Source organism: Mesorhizobium norvegicum (assembly GCF_004919685.1).
In the GTDB taxonomy this organism is placed as follows: Bacteria; Pseudomonadota; Alphaproteobacteria; order Rhizobiales; family Rhizobiaceae; genus Mesorhizobium; species Mesorhizobium norvegicum.
On sequence record NZ_SMYZ01000053.1, the window covers coordinates 14,988 to 30,929 of the forward strand.

Annotated in this window: 18 protein-coding genes; 13 read left to right on the forward strand and 5 right to left on the reverse strand. The window is 63.9% G+C overall.

The window, feature by feature from the left end; all coding sequences use genetic code 11:
* Positions 1-241 precede the first annotated feature (241 nt).
* Entirely contained in the window at positions 242-793 is a 552-nt protein-coding gene (locus FCU66_RS21660; protein ID WP_136618429.1) for a DUF2269 family protein, read from the forward strand.
* A gap of 36 nt (positions 794-829) precedes the next feature.
* Here the strand turns inward: FCU66_RS21660 and FCU66_RS21665 are convergent, their stop codons facing one another.
* The 3 genes from FCU66_RS21665 to FCU66_RS21675 form a co-directional block, all read right to left on the reverse strand.
* Positions 830-1,600 carry a sulfite exporter TauE/SafE family protein gene (locus tag FCU66_RS21665; protein WP_136618430.1) on the reverse strand — a complete coding sequence of 257 codons (771 nt, stop codon included), beginning with the start codon at positions 1,598-1,600 and terminating at the stop codon, positions 830-832.
* Positions 1,601-1,717: 117 nt separating this feature from the next.
* Entirely contained in the window at positions 1,718-2,446 is a 729-nt protein-coding gene (locus tag FCU66_RS21670; protein WP_136618431.1) for a class I SAM-dependent methyltransferase, read from the reverse strand.
* A 99-nt stretch (positions 2,447-2,545) separates the two neighbouring features.
* Positions 2,546-3,025: an Lrp/AsnC family transcriptional regulator gene (locus FCU66_RS21675; protein ID WP_136618432.1), complete on the reverse strand. Its 480-nt coding sequence runs from the start codon at positions 3,023-3,025 to the stop codon at positions 2,546-2,548.
* A gap of 133 nt (positions 3,026-3,158) precedes the next feature.
* Here FCU66_RS21675 and FCU66_RS21680 point away from each other — a divergent pair, with 133 nt between their 5' ends.
* From FCU66_RS21680 to FCU66_RS21720, 9 genes are all read left to right on the forward strand, one after another.
* On the forward strand, positions 3,159-4,064 hold the full coding sequence (locus tag FCU66_RS21680; RefSeq protein ID WP_136618433.1) for a DMT family transporter: 906 nt from the start codon (positions 3,159-3,161) through the stop codon (positions 4,062-4,064).
* A 135-nt stretch (positions 4,065-4,199) separates the two neighbouring features.
* Positions 4,200-4,847 (forward strand): thiamine phosphate synthase, encoded by a 648-nt coding sequence (locus tag FCU66_RS21685; protein WP_136618434.1) that lies wholly within the window; start codon positions 4,200-4,202, stop codon positions 4,845-4,847.
* A 1-nt stretch (position 4,848) separates the two neighbouring features.
* Complete coding sequence (locus tag FCU66_RS21690) at positions 4,849-5,889, forward strand: tetratricopeptide repeat protein (RefSeq protein WP_136618435.1); 1,041 nt, start codon at positions 4,849-4,851, stop codon at positions 5,887-5,889.
* A 141-nt stretch (positions 5,890-6,030) separates the two neighbouring features.
* The gene (gene efp, locus FCU66_RS21695; RefSeq protein WP_013529127.1) at positions 6,031-6,597 is read left to right on the forward strand and encodes an elongation factor P; all 567 of its coding nucleotides are present in this window, start codon (positions 6,031-6,033) and stop codon (positions 6,595-6,597) included.
* An 85-nt stretch (positions 6,598-6,682) separates the two neighbouring features.
* Positions 6,683-7,483 carry an inositol monophosphatase family protein gene (locus tag FCU66_RS21700; protein ID WP_136618436.1) on the forward strand — a complete coding sequence of 267 codons (801 nt, stop codon included), beginning with the start codon at positions 6,683-6,685 and terminating at the stop codon, positions 7,481-7,483.
* 104 nt (positions 7,484-7,587) lie between these two features.
* Positions 7,588-8,274 carry a PAQR family membrane homeostasis protein TrhA gene (gene trhA, locus FCU66_RS21705; RefSeq protein WP_168991893.1) on the forward strand — a complete coding sequence of 229 codons (687 nt, stop codon included), beginning with the start codon at positions 7,588-7,590 and terminating at the stop codon, positions 8,272-8,274.
* Between the two features lie 108 nt (positions 8,275-8,382).
* Positions 8,383-9,408, forward strand: a complete 1,026-nt coding sequence (locus FCU66_RS21710; RefSeq protein ID WP_136618437.1) for a MotA/TolQ/ExbB proton channel family protein — start codon at positions 8,383-8,385, stop codon at positions 9,406-9,408.
* A 1-nt stretch (position 9,409) separates the two neighbouring features.
* Positions 9,410-10,441, forward strand: a complete 1,032-nt coding sequence (locus FCU66_RS21715) for a peptidoglycan -binding protein (RefSeq protein WP_136618438.1) — start codon at positions 9,410-9,412, stop codon at positions 10,439-10,441.
* A 249-nt stretch (positions 10,442-10,690) separates the two neighbouring features.
* Positions 10,691-11,128 (forward strand): hypothetical protein, encoded by a 438-nt coding sequence (locus FCU66_RS21720; protein WP_136618439.1) that lies wholly within the window; start codon positions 10,691-10,693, stop codon positions 11,126-11,128.
* Between the two features lie 76 nt (positions 11,129-11,204).
* Here the strand turns inward: FCU66_RS21720 and FCU66_RS21725 are convergent, their stop codons facing one another.
* The gene (locus FCU66_RS21725) at positions 11,205-11,558 is read right to left on the reverse strand and encodes a DUF1304 domain-containing protein (protein WP_136618440.1); all 354 of its coding nucleotides are present in this window, start codon (positions 11,556-11,558) and stop codon (positions 11,205-11,207) included.
* A gap of 142 nt (positions 11,559-11,700) precedes the next feature.
* Between FCU66_RS21725 and FCU66_RS21730 the strand changes: the two genes are divergently transcribed.
* From FCU66_RS21730 to FCU66_RS21740, 3 genes are all read left to right on the forward strand, one after another.
* Positions 11,701-13,188: a carboxypeptidase M32 gene (locus FCU66_RS21730; protein WP_136618441.1), complete on the forward strand. Its 1,488-nt coding sequence runs from the start codon at positions 11,701-11,703 to the stop codon at positions 13,186-13,188.
* 67 nt (positions 13,189-13,255) lie between these two features.
* On the forward strand, positions 13,256-13,537 hold the full coding sequence (locus FCU66_RS21735) for a hypothetical protein (RefSeq protein ID WP_136618442.1): 282 nt from the start codon (positions 13,256-13,258) through the stop codon (positions 13,535-13,537).
* On the forward strand, positions 13,534-13,965 hold the full coding sequence (locus FCU66_RS21740) for a type II toxin-antitoxin system VapC family toxin (RefSeq protein ID WP_136618443.1): 432 nt from the start codon (positions 13,534-13,536) through the stop codon (positions 13,963-13,965). Before FCU66_RS21735 ends, FCU66_RS21740 begins: the two co-directional genes overlap by 4 nt.
* Positions 13,966-13,972: 7 nt before the next feature.
* On the opposite strand, the gene FCU66_RS21745 is transcribed toward FCU66_RS21740, so the two are convergent.
* Positions 13,973-15,772: an ABC transporter transmembrane domain-containing protein gene (locus FCU66_RS21745; protein WP_136618444.1), complete on the reverse strand. Its 1,800-nt coding sequence runs from the start codon at positions 15,770-15,772 to the stop codon at positions 13,973-13,975.
* Positions 15,773-15,942 lie beyond the last annotated feature (170 nt).

The window sequence follows — 15,942 nt, forward strand, 5'->3', positions numbered from 1 at the left end:
GCACTAGCATCGGCGATGTTTCCGGACGATGTCGCGCCAACCCCCTCCCGACGATTCGTATATTAGCAGGAAATCAGATAGCGCGTTTACTATCTCAGCCGCTTCTTCATTGCGCTGAAACAGAGCCGGTTTTTTCGCGACATCGTTCCGAAACAGGCGCCGCGCTAAACGCTCGCTCCTCTGACGGCCGGCGCCAATCCGCGCCGCCGCAAACCTGACCGGAACACTGCAGGAGCAACCCATGGACTGGTACTCGATCGTCAAATTCCTTCACGTCGCCACGGCTATTCTGTGGGTCGGCGGCGGCTTCGTGCTGTTCCTGCTTGGCGTGCTTGCCGAACGGGCGGGCAACATCGAGGAAAAACTGCAGGCGATGCGCGCCAGCGGCCAACTAGGCGGCAGGTTTTTTGCGCCGATGTCGATGCTGACGCTGATCTTCGGCCTCATCATGTGTTGGTTCTGGGTCGGCTTCTCCGATCTGTGGATCCTGATCGGCCTAGCCGGCTACGCCACGACGTTTTCGATCGGCATGTTGATCTTCAAGCCGACCGGCGAGCGCATGGGCGCGATGATCGCCAAGGAGGGCGTCACGCCAGCCGTTCTCGCCATCGGTCAGCGCATGATGAGCGCCGCGCGCTTCGACTATGCGGTGATGCTGGTCATCATTGCCGACATGGTGCTCAAGCCGACCGTGCATGACATCGGCATCCTCGCCGGCATGGTGCTGGTCGTCATGGCAGGCGCCACACTGGCCTTTGGCGGCAACCGTCGCCTTGTGCCGAGCGCCGCCTGACCCCTGATGGTGAGGGAAGACTGCGCGGCGGCCTTTCTACATCAGACCAACAATGCCATCCCAAAGCAGCTTCAGCGCCACCACCGCGACGGTTGCATAGGTGAAGGGATAGAAGGTTTCCGGGCGCATCCGCCGCACCAGCCACGCCCCGGCGATGGTCGACAGCGGCGCCAGCGGCATCAGCACCGCCGATGCCGTCAGATTGGCGGTGTCGAACTGGCCGAGCGCGAAATAGGGCACCAGCTTCAGCGCATTGGTGGCGGCAAAGAAGATCGCGGCGGTGCCCGACAGAACTTTCGGATCGAGCCGGATCGGCAAGGCATAGACCTGGAAGGGCGGGCCGCCGACATGGGCGACGAAGCTGGTGAAGCCGGCGACCGTGCCCCAGACGGCGGCGGCCACGCGGTTGGGCGCGGCCGCGTGGTCGGCGCCGTGGCGGAACTGCAGATAGAGCCAGCGCAGGACGAAGATGATGGCGACGGCACCGACGATCAGCCGCACCGCCTCTTCGGTGACGAGTGCCGCCGTCAGCCAGCCGAGGCCGATGCCGATGACGGCGCCCGGCATCATGTCGACCAGCATCTTGCGGTCATAGACACCCCGCCATGCCCACACCGAGACGATGTCCATCAGGCACAGGATCGGCAGCAGGATGGCGGCCGCCTGCACCGGCGGCATGGTCAGCGCCATCAGCGGCACGCCGACGAAGCCGACAGCGCCGCCAAAGCCGCCCTTGGACAGGCCGACCAGAATGACCGCCGGAATGGCGGCCGCGTAGAACCACGGATCGAGAAGCAGGCCTGACATGGGAGGGGACTGGTCCGGAGGGAAAGCGTGTCGACGCTTGAATAGCCCAGAATGCCGGGCGGAGCGACAGCAAATATGAGCGTGGCGGCCGCACATCCGGCCGACGCCGGCCAGTGCCTATCGGCGGGCCGAGACCAGCAGGAACATCGGCCGCTCGAGTTCCTCCGCCAGTTCCGGCTTGGCCGCGATCTGCGCATCGGTCGGGCGGAATTCCTCGACCTGGTCGATGGTGAAACCGGATCGGATCAGGGCGTTGAGCGTGGTGCCGATCGTGCGGTGATGTTTCACCACGCCGTTGGCCAGCCAGTCGGTGCTGCGCGGCCCCTCCACCAGATACTGGTCGACAGGCCATGTCTTTCTTCCCGCGGCATCGATCGACCAGCCAGGATTGGTCGGCGCCATGAAAATCGGATGCTCGGTCGAGAAGACGAAATGCCCGCCGGGCGACAGGGCCTGGTGCACGGTTCCGAACAGACGCCGCACATCCTCGACATAGTGCAAGGCGAGCGAGCTGTAGACGAGATCGAAGCTGGCTTCCGGCAAGCTGAGCTGATCGAGATCGGCTGTCTCATAGTCTATGCCAGTATCCGGGCCGGCGGCCCTTGCCCGGGCAAGCATTTTCTCCGACAGATCCAGGCCAAGCACCTGCGCCGCCCCATGCGCGCGGGCCCAGCGGCAGAACCAGCCGAAGCCGCAGCCGAGATCGACGACCCTCAAGCCGCTGACATCGGGCAGCATCGCGCGCAGCGCCGGCCACTCGGCGGCACCATCCAGGCCTTCCACGGAGCGGCCGAGCTGGCTGTAGCCTGCGAAGAAGTCCTCACGGTCGTATATGTTCTGCGCCATAGTCCCGGTCTCGTTTGGACCGGCAGCCTAGCCAACCGGCCGCCGGCTTTCCACCCGGCTTCGATCAGCTCTCTGAAAACCGGAGCCGACCGGTCCTGCTCAAGATGCCTGCAAGGCTGTTGCCCTGTCACGAGGTGAGGCTGCCCCGAGCGGCGGCGGCCGCCGCCGGATCGGCTGCGCCTTGATGATGGCGGTGCTTGTCTCGGCCTTGTCGGCGATGCGGTCCAAAATCCCGTCGAGATCACCGATCGATCGCACGAACAGGCGGGCGACGAAGCAGTCATCGCCCGTCACCTTGTCGCATTCGCCGAATTCGGGGATCTCCTCGATCAGCTTCTGGACGATGTGCAGCTTGCCGGGCAGAGGCCGGATGCGCACGATGGCCTGCAAGGTATAACCCAGCGCCAGCGGGTCGATCTCGACGGTGAACGCCCGGATGACACCGCGCTCCTCGAGCCGTCGCAGCCGCTCCGAAACGCTTGGCGACGACAGCCCGACCTGGGCGGCCAGCTCCTTCAGCGAGGTCCGCGCATCCTTGACCAGGATTTCGAGGAGATTTCGGTCGAGATCATCCAGCATTTTACATTTCCTGCTGATTTGGAGTCGTCGCCTAATATAATTAGGCCATTTTATCCATACCTCCTTTCTCAGCCGATGGAAAGCCGCATAGCCGCATGAGATTATGACGGCTGAACTGATACGGAGGTTTGTTGTGAACGAGACAGTGCGCGGCACGGTCGAAATGTCCGCCGCAATGGCGATCCTGGGAACGATCGGATGGTTCGTCGTCCTGTCCGGCCAGCCGATCATGGATGTGGTGTTCTGGCGCTGCGCGTTCGGCGCACTGACGCTGCTCATCATCTGCACCGCGCTGGGCTTGCTGCGCAACAGGCTGTCGCTGCGCATCATCGCCATCGCAGCACTCGGTGGCGTCGCCATCGTCGTCAACTGGCTCTTGCTGTTTAGTGCTTTCTCCCGCGCATCGATTTCGATCGCCACCGCCGTCTACAACACGCAGCCCTTCATGCTGGTCGGCTTCGGCGCGCTGTTCTTCGCCGAACGCCTGACCCTGACCAAGCTGACCTGGCTGGCCATCGCCTTTGCCGGCATGGTGCTGATCGTGCAGTCGGCCCCCGATGCCGGTGATGTCGGCACGGATTATTTTACCGGCATCGTCATGGCGTTGGGCGCGGCTTTCTTCTGGGCCGTCGCCGCCATCGTCACCAAGAAGCTCAAGGGCACTCCGCCCCACCTCATCGCGCTGATCCAGGTCTGCGTCGGCGTCGTCATGCTGGCGCCCTTCGCCAATCTTACCCATCTGCCCACCGACCCATGGAGCTGGGCCATGCTGGCGACGCTCGGCATCGTCCACACCGGCCTGATGTACATACTGATGTACGGCGCCATCCAGAAACTGCCGACGCATCTGCAAGGATCGCTGTCCTTCATCTACCCGGTGGTCGCCATTCTGGTCGATGTCGTGGCCTTCGGTCATCGGCTGCATCTGAGCCAGATCGTCGGCGCCACCGCCATCCTGATCGCCGCCGCCGGCATGAATCTCGGCTGGACGCTGTGGAAGGGCAAACCACCCGTCGTGAGCCCGCACCCGATCAAGTGAAGCGGCCCCGCCGGCTGCCCGGCGGGTCAAACATCGCGAACCCGGCTGCCCGCCTGTTCAAAGCGGGCACTTTGCTCTATGCCGCAATCCAACCATCTTCGCCCGGCATAGGCGAAACGCGGGACCCGAAGAACCATGAATGACGCAACGCCCCCCAACCGCTGTCGCATCGTGCTGATCGTGCCGCCCGGCGTGCCGGCGGCCCGTATCGCCGCGGCATTCGAAGGCGGCGATGTCGCTTCGCTGATCCTGCCCGAAAACGGCATGGATGAGGCCTCCTTCCAGGCTTTCGCCGAACAGATCGTGCCGGCAGCGCAAGCCGCCGGTGTTGCTGTCATCATCGCCGGCGACACCCGCATAGCCGGCCGCGTCCAGGCCGACGGCATCCATGTCGAAGTCTCCAAGGCCGAACTCGCCGAGACGATCGAGCATTTCCAGGCAAAGATGATGGTCGGCACCGGCGGCGCCAAGACGCGTGACGACGCGCTCGAGCTTGGCGAGACACGGCCCGATTACATCTTCTTCGGCCGCTTCGGCTACGACAACAAGCCCGAACCACACCCGCGCAACCTGTCGCTTGGCAGATGGTGGGCCGACATGATCCAGATCCCGTGCATCGTCATGGCCGGATCCGACATCGCCTCGGTGGAAGCCGTGGGCGCGACAGGTGCCGAATTCGTGGCGCTGTCGAGCGCCGTGTTTGCCGACGGCACCGATCCCAAGACAGCGGTCGCCACCGCCAACGCGCTGCTCGACGAGACCGCGCCGCGCTTCGAGGACTGACGTGCCCTCGGCGAGGCTTCCCCTCCAGGCTCTGCTTGCGGTGCTCATGGTTCAGGCGGCGGCCGCGGAGACCATCCCGCTGCCGCAGCCCAAGCCGGACATCGGCATGCACACCGACAAGCCGATCGACAAGCCGCTGCCGCAACCCGCCACCACGGCCGAGCCGGCGCCGCTGCCGTCGGCCGACGCCATCAACCCCGACCGCTTCGGCGCCAAGCCGGCGGACGCCGCCTATGGCGCGTTCCAGCGCGGGCTCTACAAGACGGCCTACAATCTCGCGCTGGTCCGGGCGCAAAACGGCGACCCGGCGGCGCAGACGCTGGTGGCCGAGATCCTGTCGCGCGGGCTCGGTGTGCCGCTCAATTCGGCGGAAGCGGCGAAATGGTACGCGCTGGCCGCCGAACAGGGCGTGCCGGAATCGCAGTTCCAGTATGCGCTGATGCTGCTCGACGGCCGCTACGTCAAGAAGGACGAAAAGGGGGCCTATGCCTTGATGCAGGCCGCCGCCGAGGCCGGCAACCGGCTGGCGCAGTTCAATTTCGCGCAGATGCTGGTCGAGCAGGACCCCGGCGACGCCGGCATAGCCAAGGCGGTCTCCTACTACGAGCGCGCCGCCGCGACCGGCCTCGCCGACGCGCAATATGCTATGTCGCAGATCTACGCCAATGGCGTCGGTGGCAAGCCGCGAGACGATCTGCAGGCAAGGCGCCTGCTGGCGCAGGCGGCACGGCAGAATTACGACACCGCGCAGATCGATCTCGCCGCCTGGATGATCGAAGGCCGTGGCGGTGCGCGCGACCTGAAATCGGCCTTCGGCTGGATGAAGCAGGCGGCCGAGGGCGGCAATGTCGCCGCCCAGAACCGTCTCGCAAAACTTTATATGCAAGGCATCGGCACCGATCCGGACCTTGTCCTCGCCGGCGCCTGGTACATCGTCGCCCGCCGCGCCGGCCTCATCGATCCGCAGATGGACGATTTCCTGCAGGGGCTGAGCGACGACGAGACCAAGCAGGCCCTGCAGAAGGCGAACCGCCTGCCCTGACGGCCTCTCCGGTTCGGCACCAACCTGCCCGCTCCCTTGCCTCTTCTGACGATTTGTGGTCTTGGGAGCCCGAAATCGCTTTCCCAGCGAACATCCCATACCAACGGCTTGGCCGTCGGTATCATTCCGGATCATCTCATCATGGCCAAGATCAATGGCAACGAAATACGTCCCGGCTATGTCATCGAGCATGATGGCGGCCTTTGGGTTGCGGTCAGGACCAACACCGTCAAGCCCGGCAAGGGCGGCGCCTACAATCAGGTCGAACTGAAGAACCTCATCAACGGCACCAAGCTCAACGAGCGCTTCCGCTCGGCCGAGACGGTCGAGCAGATCCGGCTCGACCTGAAGGACTTTTCCTTCCTCTACGCGCAGGAAGACGCGCTGGTGTTCATGGACACCCAAAGCTACGAGCAGCTCGAATTGAACAAGGACTTCGTCGGCGATCGCGCGGCCTTCCTGCAGGACGGCATGATGGTGACGGTCCAGCTCTACGAAGAGAGGCCGATTGGCATTTCGCTGCCCGACTATGTGACGCTGACCATCACCGAGGCAGACCCGGTGGTGAAGGGCCAGACGGCAGCCTCGTCCTACAAGCCGGCGATCCTGGAAAACGGCATCCGCGTCCTGGTGCCGCCATTCATCGGCGCCGGTGAGCGCATCATCGTCGACACCAACGAAATCACTTACGTGCGCCGCGCGGACTGATGCATGTCGCCCAAAAGTGGCCCCGGTTTTGGGTCACCGACATGCATCAAGCCAGAGCTTAAGTGCAGCACCAGGAAGAACCACTATGGCACGCTCAGCCCTTCTCAACGTCATGGTCCAGGCCGCAATGAAGGCAGGCCGCTCGCTGTCGCGCGACTTCGGCGAGGTGCAGAACCTGCAGGTCTCGATGAAAGGCCCCGGCGACTATGTCAGCCAGGCCGACCGCAAGGCCGAGGACATCGTCTTTGCCGAACTGTCCAAGGCACGGCCGGGCTATGCCTTCCTGATGGAAGAGCGCGGCGCGGTCGAAGGCGACGACGGCCAGCATCGCTGGATCGTCGACCCGCTCGACGGCACCACCAATTTCCTGCACGGCATCCCGCTCTTTGCCGTTTCGATCGCCTTGGAACGCCAGGGGCAGATCGTTGCCGGCGTCATCTACAATCCGGCGATGGACGAGCTCTACACCTGCGAACGCGGCGGCGGCGCCTTCATGAATGACCGCCGCTTGCGCGTCGCCGGCCGTATCAAGCTGGTCGACACGGTGATCGGCTGCGGCATGCCGCATCTCGGCCGCGGCCACCACGGCAATTTCCTCGTCGAGCTGCGCAACGTCATGGCCGAAGTCTCCGGCGTCCGCCGTCTCGGCTCCGCCTCGCTCGATCTCGCCTATGTCGCGGCCGGCCGCATGGACGGCTTCTGGGAAACCGGCCTGTCGGCCTGGGACATCGCCGCCGGGCTGCTGCTGATCCGCGAGGCGGGCGGCTTCGTCTCCGACATGGATGGCGGCCAGGACATGCTCGACAACGGCTCGGTTGTCGCCGGCAACGAGGTCATTCAACGCGCGCTGCTGAAGGCCGTAAAGAAGCCACTCTCGGCACGGTGACGGCACGCCGCGCTGATGCGCCGCAGTCGCAAATCCGCAACGGAAGCTTGAAATACTGCCCGGCGAGCGCCCAAATTGGAGTGCGCGGCGCAGGAAACCCGGCAGTGAACGACATCAAGCCCATCCCCGACATCCCGTTCATCGGACGCTGGCACTATTCGCGCGCCGAGATGATCGCCGACGGCATCGTCCATGCGGTCGGCATCGTGCTGGCGATCTCGGCGGGTTCGGCACTGCTGGCGCTGGCGGCCTTTCGTGTCGGACCGGGCGAATACATTGCCGCCGCCTTCTACGTGGTCTCGCTGCTCACCGTGCTGTCGGTGTCGATGACCTACAATCTGTGGCCGGTGTCGTCGCCGGCGAAATGGGTCTTGCGGCGTTTCGACCACGCCGCGATCTATCTCCTGATTGCCGCGACCTACACGCCTTTCCTGGCCCAGCTCGAAGGCTCGCCGCTGGCACGCTGGATGATCGTCCTGGTCTGGACCGCCGCCGTGCTGGGCATTGCCATCAAGGTGTTTTTTCCCGGCCGTTTCGACCGGCTGGCCATCGTCTTCTATCTCGCCATCGGCTGGAGCGGCATCATCCTGGTCAAGCCGCTTGTGCAGACGCTGCCGACGACATCCATCGCGCTCATCGTCGCCGGCGGCATCGTCTACTCCTGCGGCGTCATCTTCTTCGCCTGGAAAGGGCTGCGCTTCCACAATGCGTTGTGGCACGGTTTCGTCGTCACTGGCGCGGGTCTGCACCTAGCCGCTATGGTCGACTGTCTGGTCATCAATCGCCTCTGACACAGACTATCGACGCGGCAATATTGCCAAGCGCCATTCAATTTGGTCACAATTCCGTTTAGAGTCGCGGTTTACGTGATCGGCGGCGGCATCGGAAACGGGGCACGGATGGCTTTTCTCAAATCCTTCGGCATGGGCAGACGTTCTGATGTCCTGATCTACGATCCGCACAAACTGTCGAGCCCGCAGGTCTTCCTGCTGACCATGGTGATCTTCCTGGTCATCGTCGCCTTCATCGCCGCCATCCTGACTCGCCAGATCTCGACCGCCTTTGGCAGCAATCCCGGCCTCAACGGCCTGATCGTCGGCGTGCTGGTGGTCGGCATCCTGCTGGCCTTCGCCCAGGTCGGCCGGCTGTTTCGCGAAGTGCGCTGGGTCAACTCATTCCGTGCCGGCTCGGAGACCACCGAACCGGTGCTGCTGGCGCCGATGAAGGCGATGATCGGCCGCTCCTCGGCGACGGCCTTCTCGACCAGTTCGATGCGCACCATGCTCGATTCCATCGCCACGCGCCTCGACGAAACCCGCGACACGTCGCGCTATCTCGTCGGCCTGCTGGTGTTCCTCGGCCTGCTCGGCACCTTCTGGGGTCTGTTGAACACCATCGGCTCGATCCGTGAGACCATCGAATCGCTCGATCCCGGCACGGGTGACGCCGCCGCGGTGCTCGATTCGCTGAAGCAGGGGCTTTCTGCACCGCTGGCCGGCATGGGCACGGCCTTCTCGTCCTCGCTGTTCGGCCTGTCCGGCTCGCTGGTGCTCGGCTTCCTCGACCTGCAGGCCGGCCGCGCCCAGACGCGCTTCTATACCGAGCTGGAAAACTGGCTGTCCTCGGTCACCGACCTGTCGTCCGACATCGTCGTCTCCGACCCGGCCAAGACAGAATCCTCCGACGAGATCCGGGTCTTGTCGGAACGGCTGCGCAGCATGCAGGAGAATGGCGGCGGCTCCAATCCGCGCGTCGCCACCGCCATGGCCAATCTCGCCGACGGCATTTCCGGCTTGGTCAAGAACATGCGCTCGGAGCAGCAGATCATGCGCGACTGGGTCGAGGCCCAGTCCGACGAGCAGAAGGCGATGCGCAACACGCTGGAAAAGATCGCCGACGCCCTGAAGAAGCCCGGGGTCCACTAACATGGCACTTGCCAGGGGCCGGCGCACCGATCGCCGCATCGACTATTGGCCGGGCTTCGTCGACGCGCTGTCGACGCTGCTGCTGGCGATCATGTTCCTGCTCACGGTTTTCGTGCTGGCGCAATTCCTGCTCGGCCGCGAAATCTCCGGCAAGGACACGGCGCTCTCGCGCCTCAACTCGCAGATCAACGAGCTGACCCAGCTTCTGGCGCTGGAGCGCTCGACGGCGCAGGACAAGGATGATTCGCTGGCCAATCTGCAGGCATCACTATCGGCGGCTGAAGCGGAAAAGAGCCGGCTCGAACAATTGCTGGCGCAAGGTGCGGGCGCCGGCGACGCCGCCAACCAACGCGCCGCGGCACTGGGCGGCGAACTCGACAGCCAGCGCCAGATCAGCCAGCAGGCGCTGAGCCAGGTCGAGATCCTCAACCAGCAGATCGCCGCGCTGCGCAAGCAGATCGGCGCGCTCGAGGATGCGCTCAACGTCTCCGAAACCCGCGACCGCGATTCCAACACCAAGATCGCCGATCTCGGCCGCCGCCTGAACGTCGCACTTGCGCAGCGTGTGCAGGAATTGAACCGATACCGCTCCGACTTCTTCGGCCGCTTGCGCGAAATCCTCGCCGACCGCGAGAACATCCGCATCGTCGGCGACCGCTTCGTGTTCCAGTCCGAGGTGCTGTTCCCGACCGGCTCCGAGGTGATCAACGATGCCGGCAAGGTCGAGATGAAGAAACTCGCCGACGCCATCATCGAGCTGCAGAAGGAAATCCCGCCCGAGATCAACTGGGTGCTGCGCGTCGACGGCCATACCGACAACAAGCCGCTCTCCGGCACCGGCCGCTACCGCGACAACTGGGAGCTGTCGACGGCGCGCTCGACCTCGGTGGTGAAGTTCCTGATCGAGAATGGCGTCCCAGCCAACCGCCTGGTCGCCGCCGGTTTCGGCGAGTTCCAGCCGCTCGATGCCGCCGACACCGAAGAGGCGCGCAACAAGAACCGCCGTATTGAACTGAAGCTCACTGAACGTTGATCCATCATCACGCGAACTCACGCGAATTTGTTCGTCGGCTCAACTCTAGGGCGCAGATCGAGGCCGGCAAGGCCTGAAAAGATTATCTTTTTTTAATTACACATTGTCGCAGGGCGGTCCTAGCTTCCCGCCCGGGCCGAGAACCGCCGGCGATGAATCCCCCTCGTCGCGACACGACGGAACCCGACGGCCCACGGCCAGAAGGCGGGCGGAACGACCGCCGCCTTCCTCTACAAGAGGAGACGCGTGATGCGCTCTTTCACTCCCAAGACCTCGCTCAGAACTGCAACACTCACGGCGTTCCTCATCGCCGTTCCGCTTGCCGGCGCCTATGCCGCGGGCCATCACAACAAGGGCGCTCTCGACGCGAGCGACCCGATTGACATGACTGGCCCGCGTGTCGAGGCGCTCATCGAACAGGTGCAGGGCGTCCATCAGGGTATCGTGGACGCAAGACAGGCCAACAACATTACGCCGGCCGTGGCGGAGCGTCTGGAAATGCGGACCGCCCACATCAGTCAGGCGGCCGAGAAGGTTGCCGCATCCGATCACGGCAGGATACCGGCCGCGCAATACCATGACCTGCTGCGCCGCCTCGACAATGTCGACCAGCGGCTGAGGCTCGATACCGGCAGCGGTTTCCTGATGGGCGATGGCGCCGACGGCGGAAGCTACCCGAACGGCTGAGGCCATAGTGGCTGAAACGGTCCAAGAGGAAGGGACCACCTGACGCCTTCGGGAGCCAATCCCGCGGGCGTCCTTTTTACCAGCCAAGCCAGACCGCGATCAGGGCAACCACCGCCGGCACGGTCTGGATGAACAGGATCTTGCGGCCGACCGTGGCCGCGCCATAGAGGCCGGCAACAGCCACACACAGCAGGAAGAACAGCTTGACCTGAAAACCGGTCGCACCGAGGTAAAGCCCCCAGATGAGGCCTGCGGCAAGGAAACCGTTGTAGAGCCCCTGATTGGCGGCGAGCACCTTCGAGGCACTGGCGAATTCGGGCGTCAGATTGAAAGCCTTGTGCCCACGCGGCGTGTCCCACAGCACCATCTCGAGATAGACGATGTAGACATGGATCAAGGCCACCAGCCCGACCAGGATGTTGCCGACCATGTTGTTCCCCCTTCATTGGTCGCCGGCAGCATTTCATACGCGGCATTGTCCGCGCAAGGTGCATTTGCCGGACGGCATGTGAGGGTTGCCAACGCATTTGCGTTGGTGTCTTTTCGCCCCGTTCCCAATCATGGAAGCCGCCATGTCCTTTCAGAAACTCGATGATCTCGGCCACAAGCTCGAAGCGCTCGAGCATGCGCTGGCCATCCTCGGCGCCGACGAGGCCACCCACATGGCCGTCGGCGGTGGCGAGAAGCGTGCCGAGGCGATGTCGGCACTGGCCGGCATGTATCACACCAGGGCAACGGCGCCGGAAATCGCCGACTGGATCGCAGCGGCCGAACAGGAAGCGTTGGGTGAAGAGCAGCGCGCCGCCGTCTCGGAACTGCGGCGGCAATACACCAACCTGACCTGCCTGCCGGTCGAATTCGTCGAACGCCAGACGACTGCGCGTATGCGTTGCGAGCAACTGTGGCGCGACCTGCGCGCCAAGAACGACTGGGCGGGCTTCCAGCCGGCACTGGAGGGCGTGGTGGCGCTGGTGCGCGAGGAGGCGGCGCTGCGTGCCGACGTGCTCGGCCTCGCCCCCTATGACGCGCTGATGGAGCAATACGATCCCGGCAACCGCACCGCCGACATCACGCCTGCGTTCACCGACCTGAAGGCTTTCCTGAAAAGCTTTGTGCCGGAGGCGCTGGCGATCCAGGACGCGCGGCTGCGCAAGCGCCCGTTGAAGCCGCTCTCAGGCACCTATGCGATCGACCGGCAGCGCGAGCTCGGCCTTGCCATGATGGCGGCGGTCGGCTTCGACCTGACGCACGGGTCGCTGTCGGTGTCGCACCATCCTTTCTGCGGCGGCGTGCCGAGCGACGTGCGCATCACCACCCGCTACAAGACGTCTGATTTCCTGTCGGCGCTAATGGGCGTGCTGCACGAGACCGGCCATGCGCTCTACGAACAGAACCTGCCCAAGGCATGGTCGCATTGGCCGCTCGGCAAGGCGCGCGGCATGGCCGTGCATGAAAGCCAGAGCCTGTTCGTCGAAAAGCAGCTCGGCCGCAACCCGGCCTTCTGGCGCTGGGCGCTGCCGGTGGTCGAAAAGCATCTCGGCGAAGCCTGGTCGCTCGACGACATCCTGCCGCATGTGCATCGCGTCGAGCGCGGCCTGATCCGTGTCGATGCCGACGAGGTGACCTATCCCCTGCATGTCATCCTGCGCTACGAACTGGAACAGGAGCTCGTCTCGGGCAGGCTGGAGGTGGCTGATCTGCCCGAAGCCTGGGACGCCAAGATGCGCGACTATCTCGGTCTTTCCACCATCGACAATCCGGCCGACGGGCCGATGCAGGACGTGCATTGGCCAGGGGCAGCCTTCGGCTATTTCCCCTCCTACACGCTGGGCGCGATGATGGCGGCGCAGCAATGGGCGGCGCTGACGCGGGAACACCCTTTAGCCGATGATGATCTCGCCAAAGGCAATTTCGAGGCGATCAACGACTGGCGCCGCCAAAAGATCTGGTCGCAGGCGTCACGCTGGTCGACGCCGGACCTGCTCGAACGCGCCACCGGCGAAAAGCTCAACGCCGCGTATTTCGCCGATCACCTGAAGAACCGGTACGGGAAGGCCTGACGCAGGAGCATTGCGTTTCATACCCTCAGAGCATATATTTCCGTATGAGGAATTGAGGGAACGCATCGTGGGAATTTCCACTCCGAAAGAACGTGCCACCTTTTCCATCGCCGCTGAAATAAAGAACCGGCTGGAGGACGAAGTGCCGAAAAGCGAGAGATCGCGTTTCGTGGAGAAGGCAATAGATCAGGCGTTACGTGCCGTTGCGGTCAAGCGCCTTAAGAAAATGCTGGACGAGCTGCCAGGCGAATCCAGCACTCGAGGCGAGAGCACCACCGATTTCCTGCGCCTCCAGCGAATGAAGTGGGATGGCCGCCCCTTCGACGTGCTCGAAGGCACCAAGGAATGATCGTCGTGGATGCTTCCGTGTTCGTGAAGCTTCTCAAGCAAGAGGAGGACAGCAAGGCCGCACGCGATTTGGTCGATCGCATGTTGGAGCAGGGAGAAGGTTATCTCGCTCCGTCAATAGTGTTGTATGAGGCACTATCAGCCGCCTTGCATGTCGAATTGCCGCTTGCCGTAATCGGCCAGCTTTTCGATCAGTTTCGAGAGTTGGGGCTGGCAATTGAAGAGCCGACTATCCAGGATTTGGCTACAGCCGAGAAGATTGCAACGTCAGCCTCTGCTGACAAGGGCCACCCAACTCTGTTTGACAGCATCTATCATGCAATGGCGATCGAACGTGGCGGCACTTTTGTCACGGCTGACCAGCGCCATTTTGCCAAAGCCAAACAGTTTGGCAGCGTCGTCCTACTCGCGGACTGGAAGCCGGACTGAGCTGAGCTTACTCCGCCGCGCCCCTGAAAGCGCTGGCGCCGGTTTCGAACTGCAGCTTGGCCAGCCGCGCATAGATGCCGCCCTTGGCGACCAGGCTCTGATGCGTGCCTTCCTCGACGATCGAGCCGCCATCCATGACCAGGATCCTGTCGGCCTTCAGCACCGTTGCCAGGCGGTGGGCGATGACGATGGTGGTGCGGCCCTGCATCAGGCGTTCCAGCGCCATCTGCACCAGCGTCTCGCTTTCGGCGTCGAGCGCCGAGGTGGCCTCGTCGAGCAGCAGGATCGGCGCATCGCGCAGGATGGCGCGGGCGATCGCGACCCGCTGGCGCTGGCCGCCGGACAGCGTCACGCCGCGCTCGCCGACCTGGCTGTCGTAGCCCTTTTCGAGCTTGAGGATGAATTCGTCGGCAAGCGCATCCTTCGCCGCCGTCTCGATCTCGGCCTTGCTGGCTCCCGGCCGGCCAAAGCCGATATTGTCACGCGCGGTGGCGGCAAAGATGGTGACGTCCTGCGGCACGATGGCGATGCGCTCGCGGACGGAAACGGGATCGGCCTCGCGCACGTCGACGCCGTCGATCAGGATCTTGCCGGTTTCGGGATCGTAGAAGCGCAGGATCAGCGAAAAGACCGTGCTCTTGCCGGCTCCTGACGGCCCGACGATCGCCACCGTCTCGCCGGGCATGACCTGAAAGCTCAAGCCGTGCACGGCGGCGCGGTCGGGCCTTGCCGGATAGGAGAAGGAGACATTGTCGAAGACGATCGCACCCTTGGCGACCGCAGGCAGCGGCTTCGGATCGGCCGGCGCTTGGATCGCCGGCTTCTCGGCCAGGATCTCGGTCAGCCGTTCGGCAGCACCCGCCGCCTGCGCAAGCTCGCCCCACACTTCCGACAACGCGCCCAGCGCGCCGGCGGCGAACACCGAATAGAGCAGGAATTGGCCGAGTGTGCCCGGCGATATCGAGCCTTCGAGCACGTCGCGCGAACCGAACCACAGCACCGCCACGACGGACGAGAAGATGGTGAAAATGGCAAAGAAGGTGAGGAAGGAGCGCGCGAAGATCGAGGAGCGCGCCGCTTCGAAAGCAGCTTCCACCGCGGCCGAGAAATGCCCGGTGACCAGCTTCTCATTGGTGAAGGCCTGCAGCGTGCGCACCGCGCCGATCTGCTCGCTGGCATAGGCGGTGGCATCGGCAAGCGTATCCTGCGCCTGTCGTGACTTGCGCCGCACCGAACGGCCGAAGGCGACCAGCGGCAGCACGATGACGGGAATAGCGGCAATGACCAGGCCCGACAGTTTCGGGCTGGTGATCACCATCATCCCCACCGCACCGAGGCCGAGGATGACGTTGCGCAGCGCCACCGAAGCGGTGGCCCCGACCGCGGACTTGACCTGCGTCGTGTCGGCGGCGAGCCGCGACACGATCTCACCCGACTGGGCGGTGTCGAAGAAGGAAGGCGACAGCGTCGTGACATGGGCAAAGACATCGCGGCGGATGTCGGCGACAACGCGCTCGCCTAGCGTGATGACGAAATAGTAGCGGCCGGCCGATGCCGCCGCCAGCACGGCGGCCATCGCTACCAGGGCGGCGAAATATTCGGCGATGAAGATGGTGTTGGCCGACGAGAAACCATGATCGATCATACGCCGTACGGCCAGCGGCAGCGCCAGCGTCGTTGCCGCGGCGATGACCAGCGAGATGACGGCGCCGATGACCAGCCTGCGATACTGCGTGATGTAAGGAAACAGGCGCCTGAGCGGCTTGAGCGAGCGCCTGCGCTCGTCTGCGCTGCTGATTTGCGCCATCCCGATGTTTCCTCTAGCCGCCCTTAGGGTATGCGCCTCAATATGCGCTTGCCGCGGCCTTGTGATTCAATTCCGGCTGATGTATAGGCTCGCCGACCGTTTTAGAAGCCGTGGCTCCTCAATAGCTGCGGCTTCGAGTTTTAAAAAGGGGCGCATCGACGCAGGCTTAT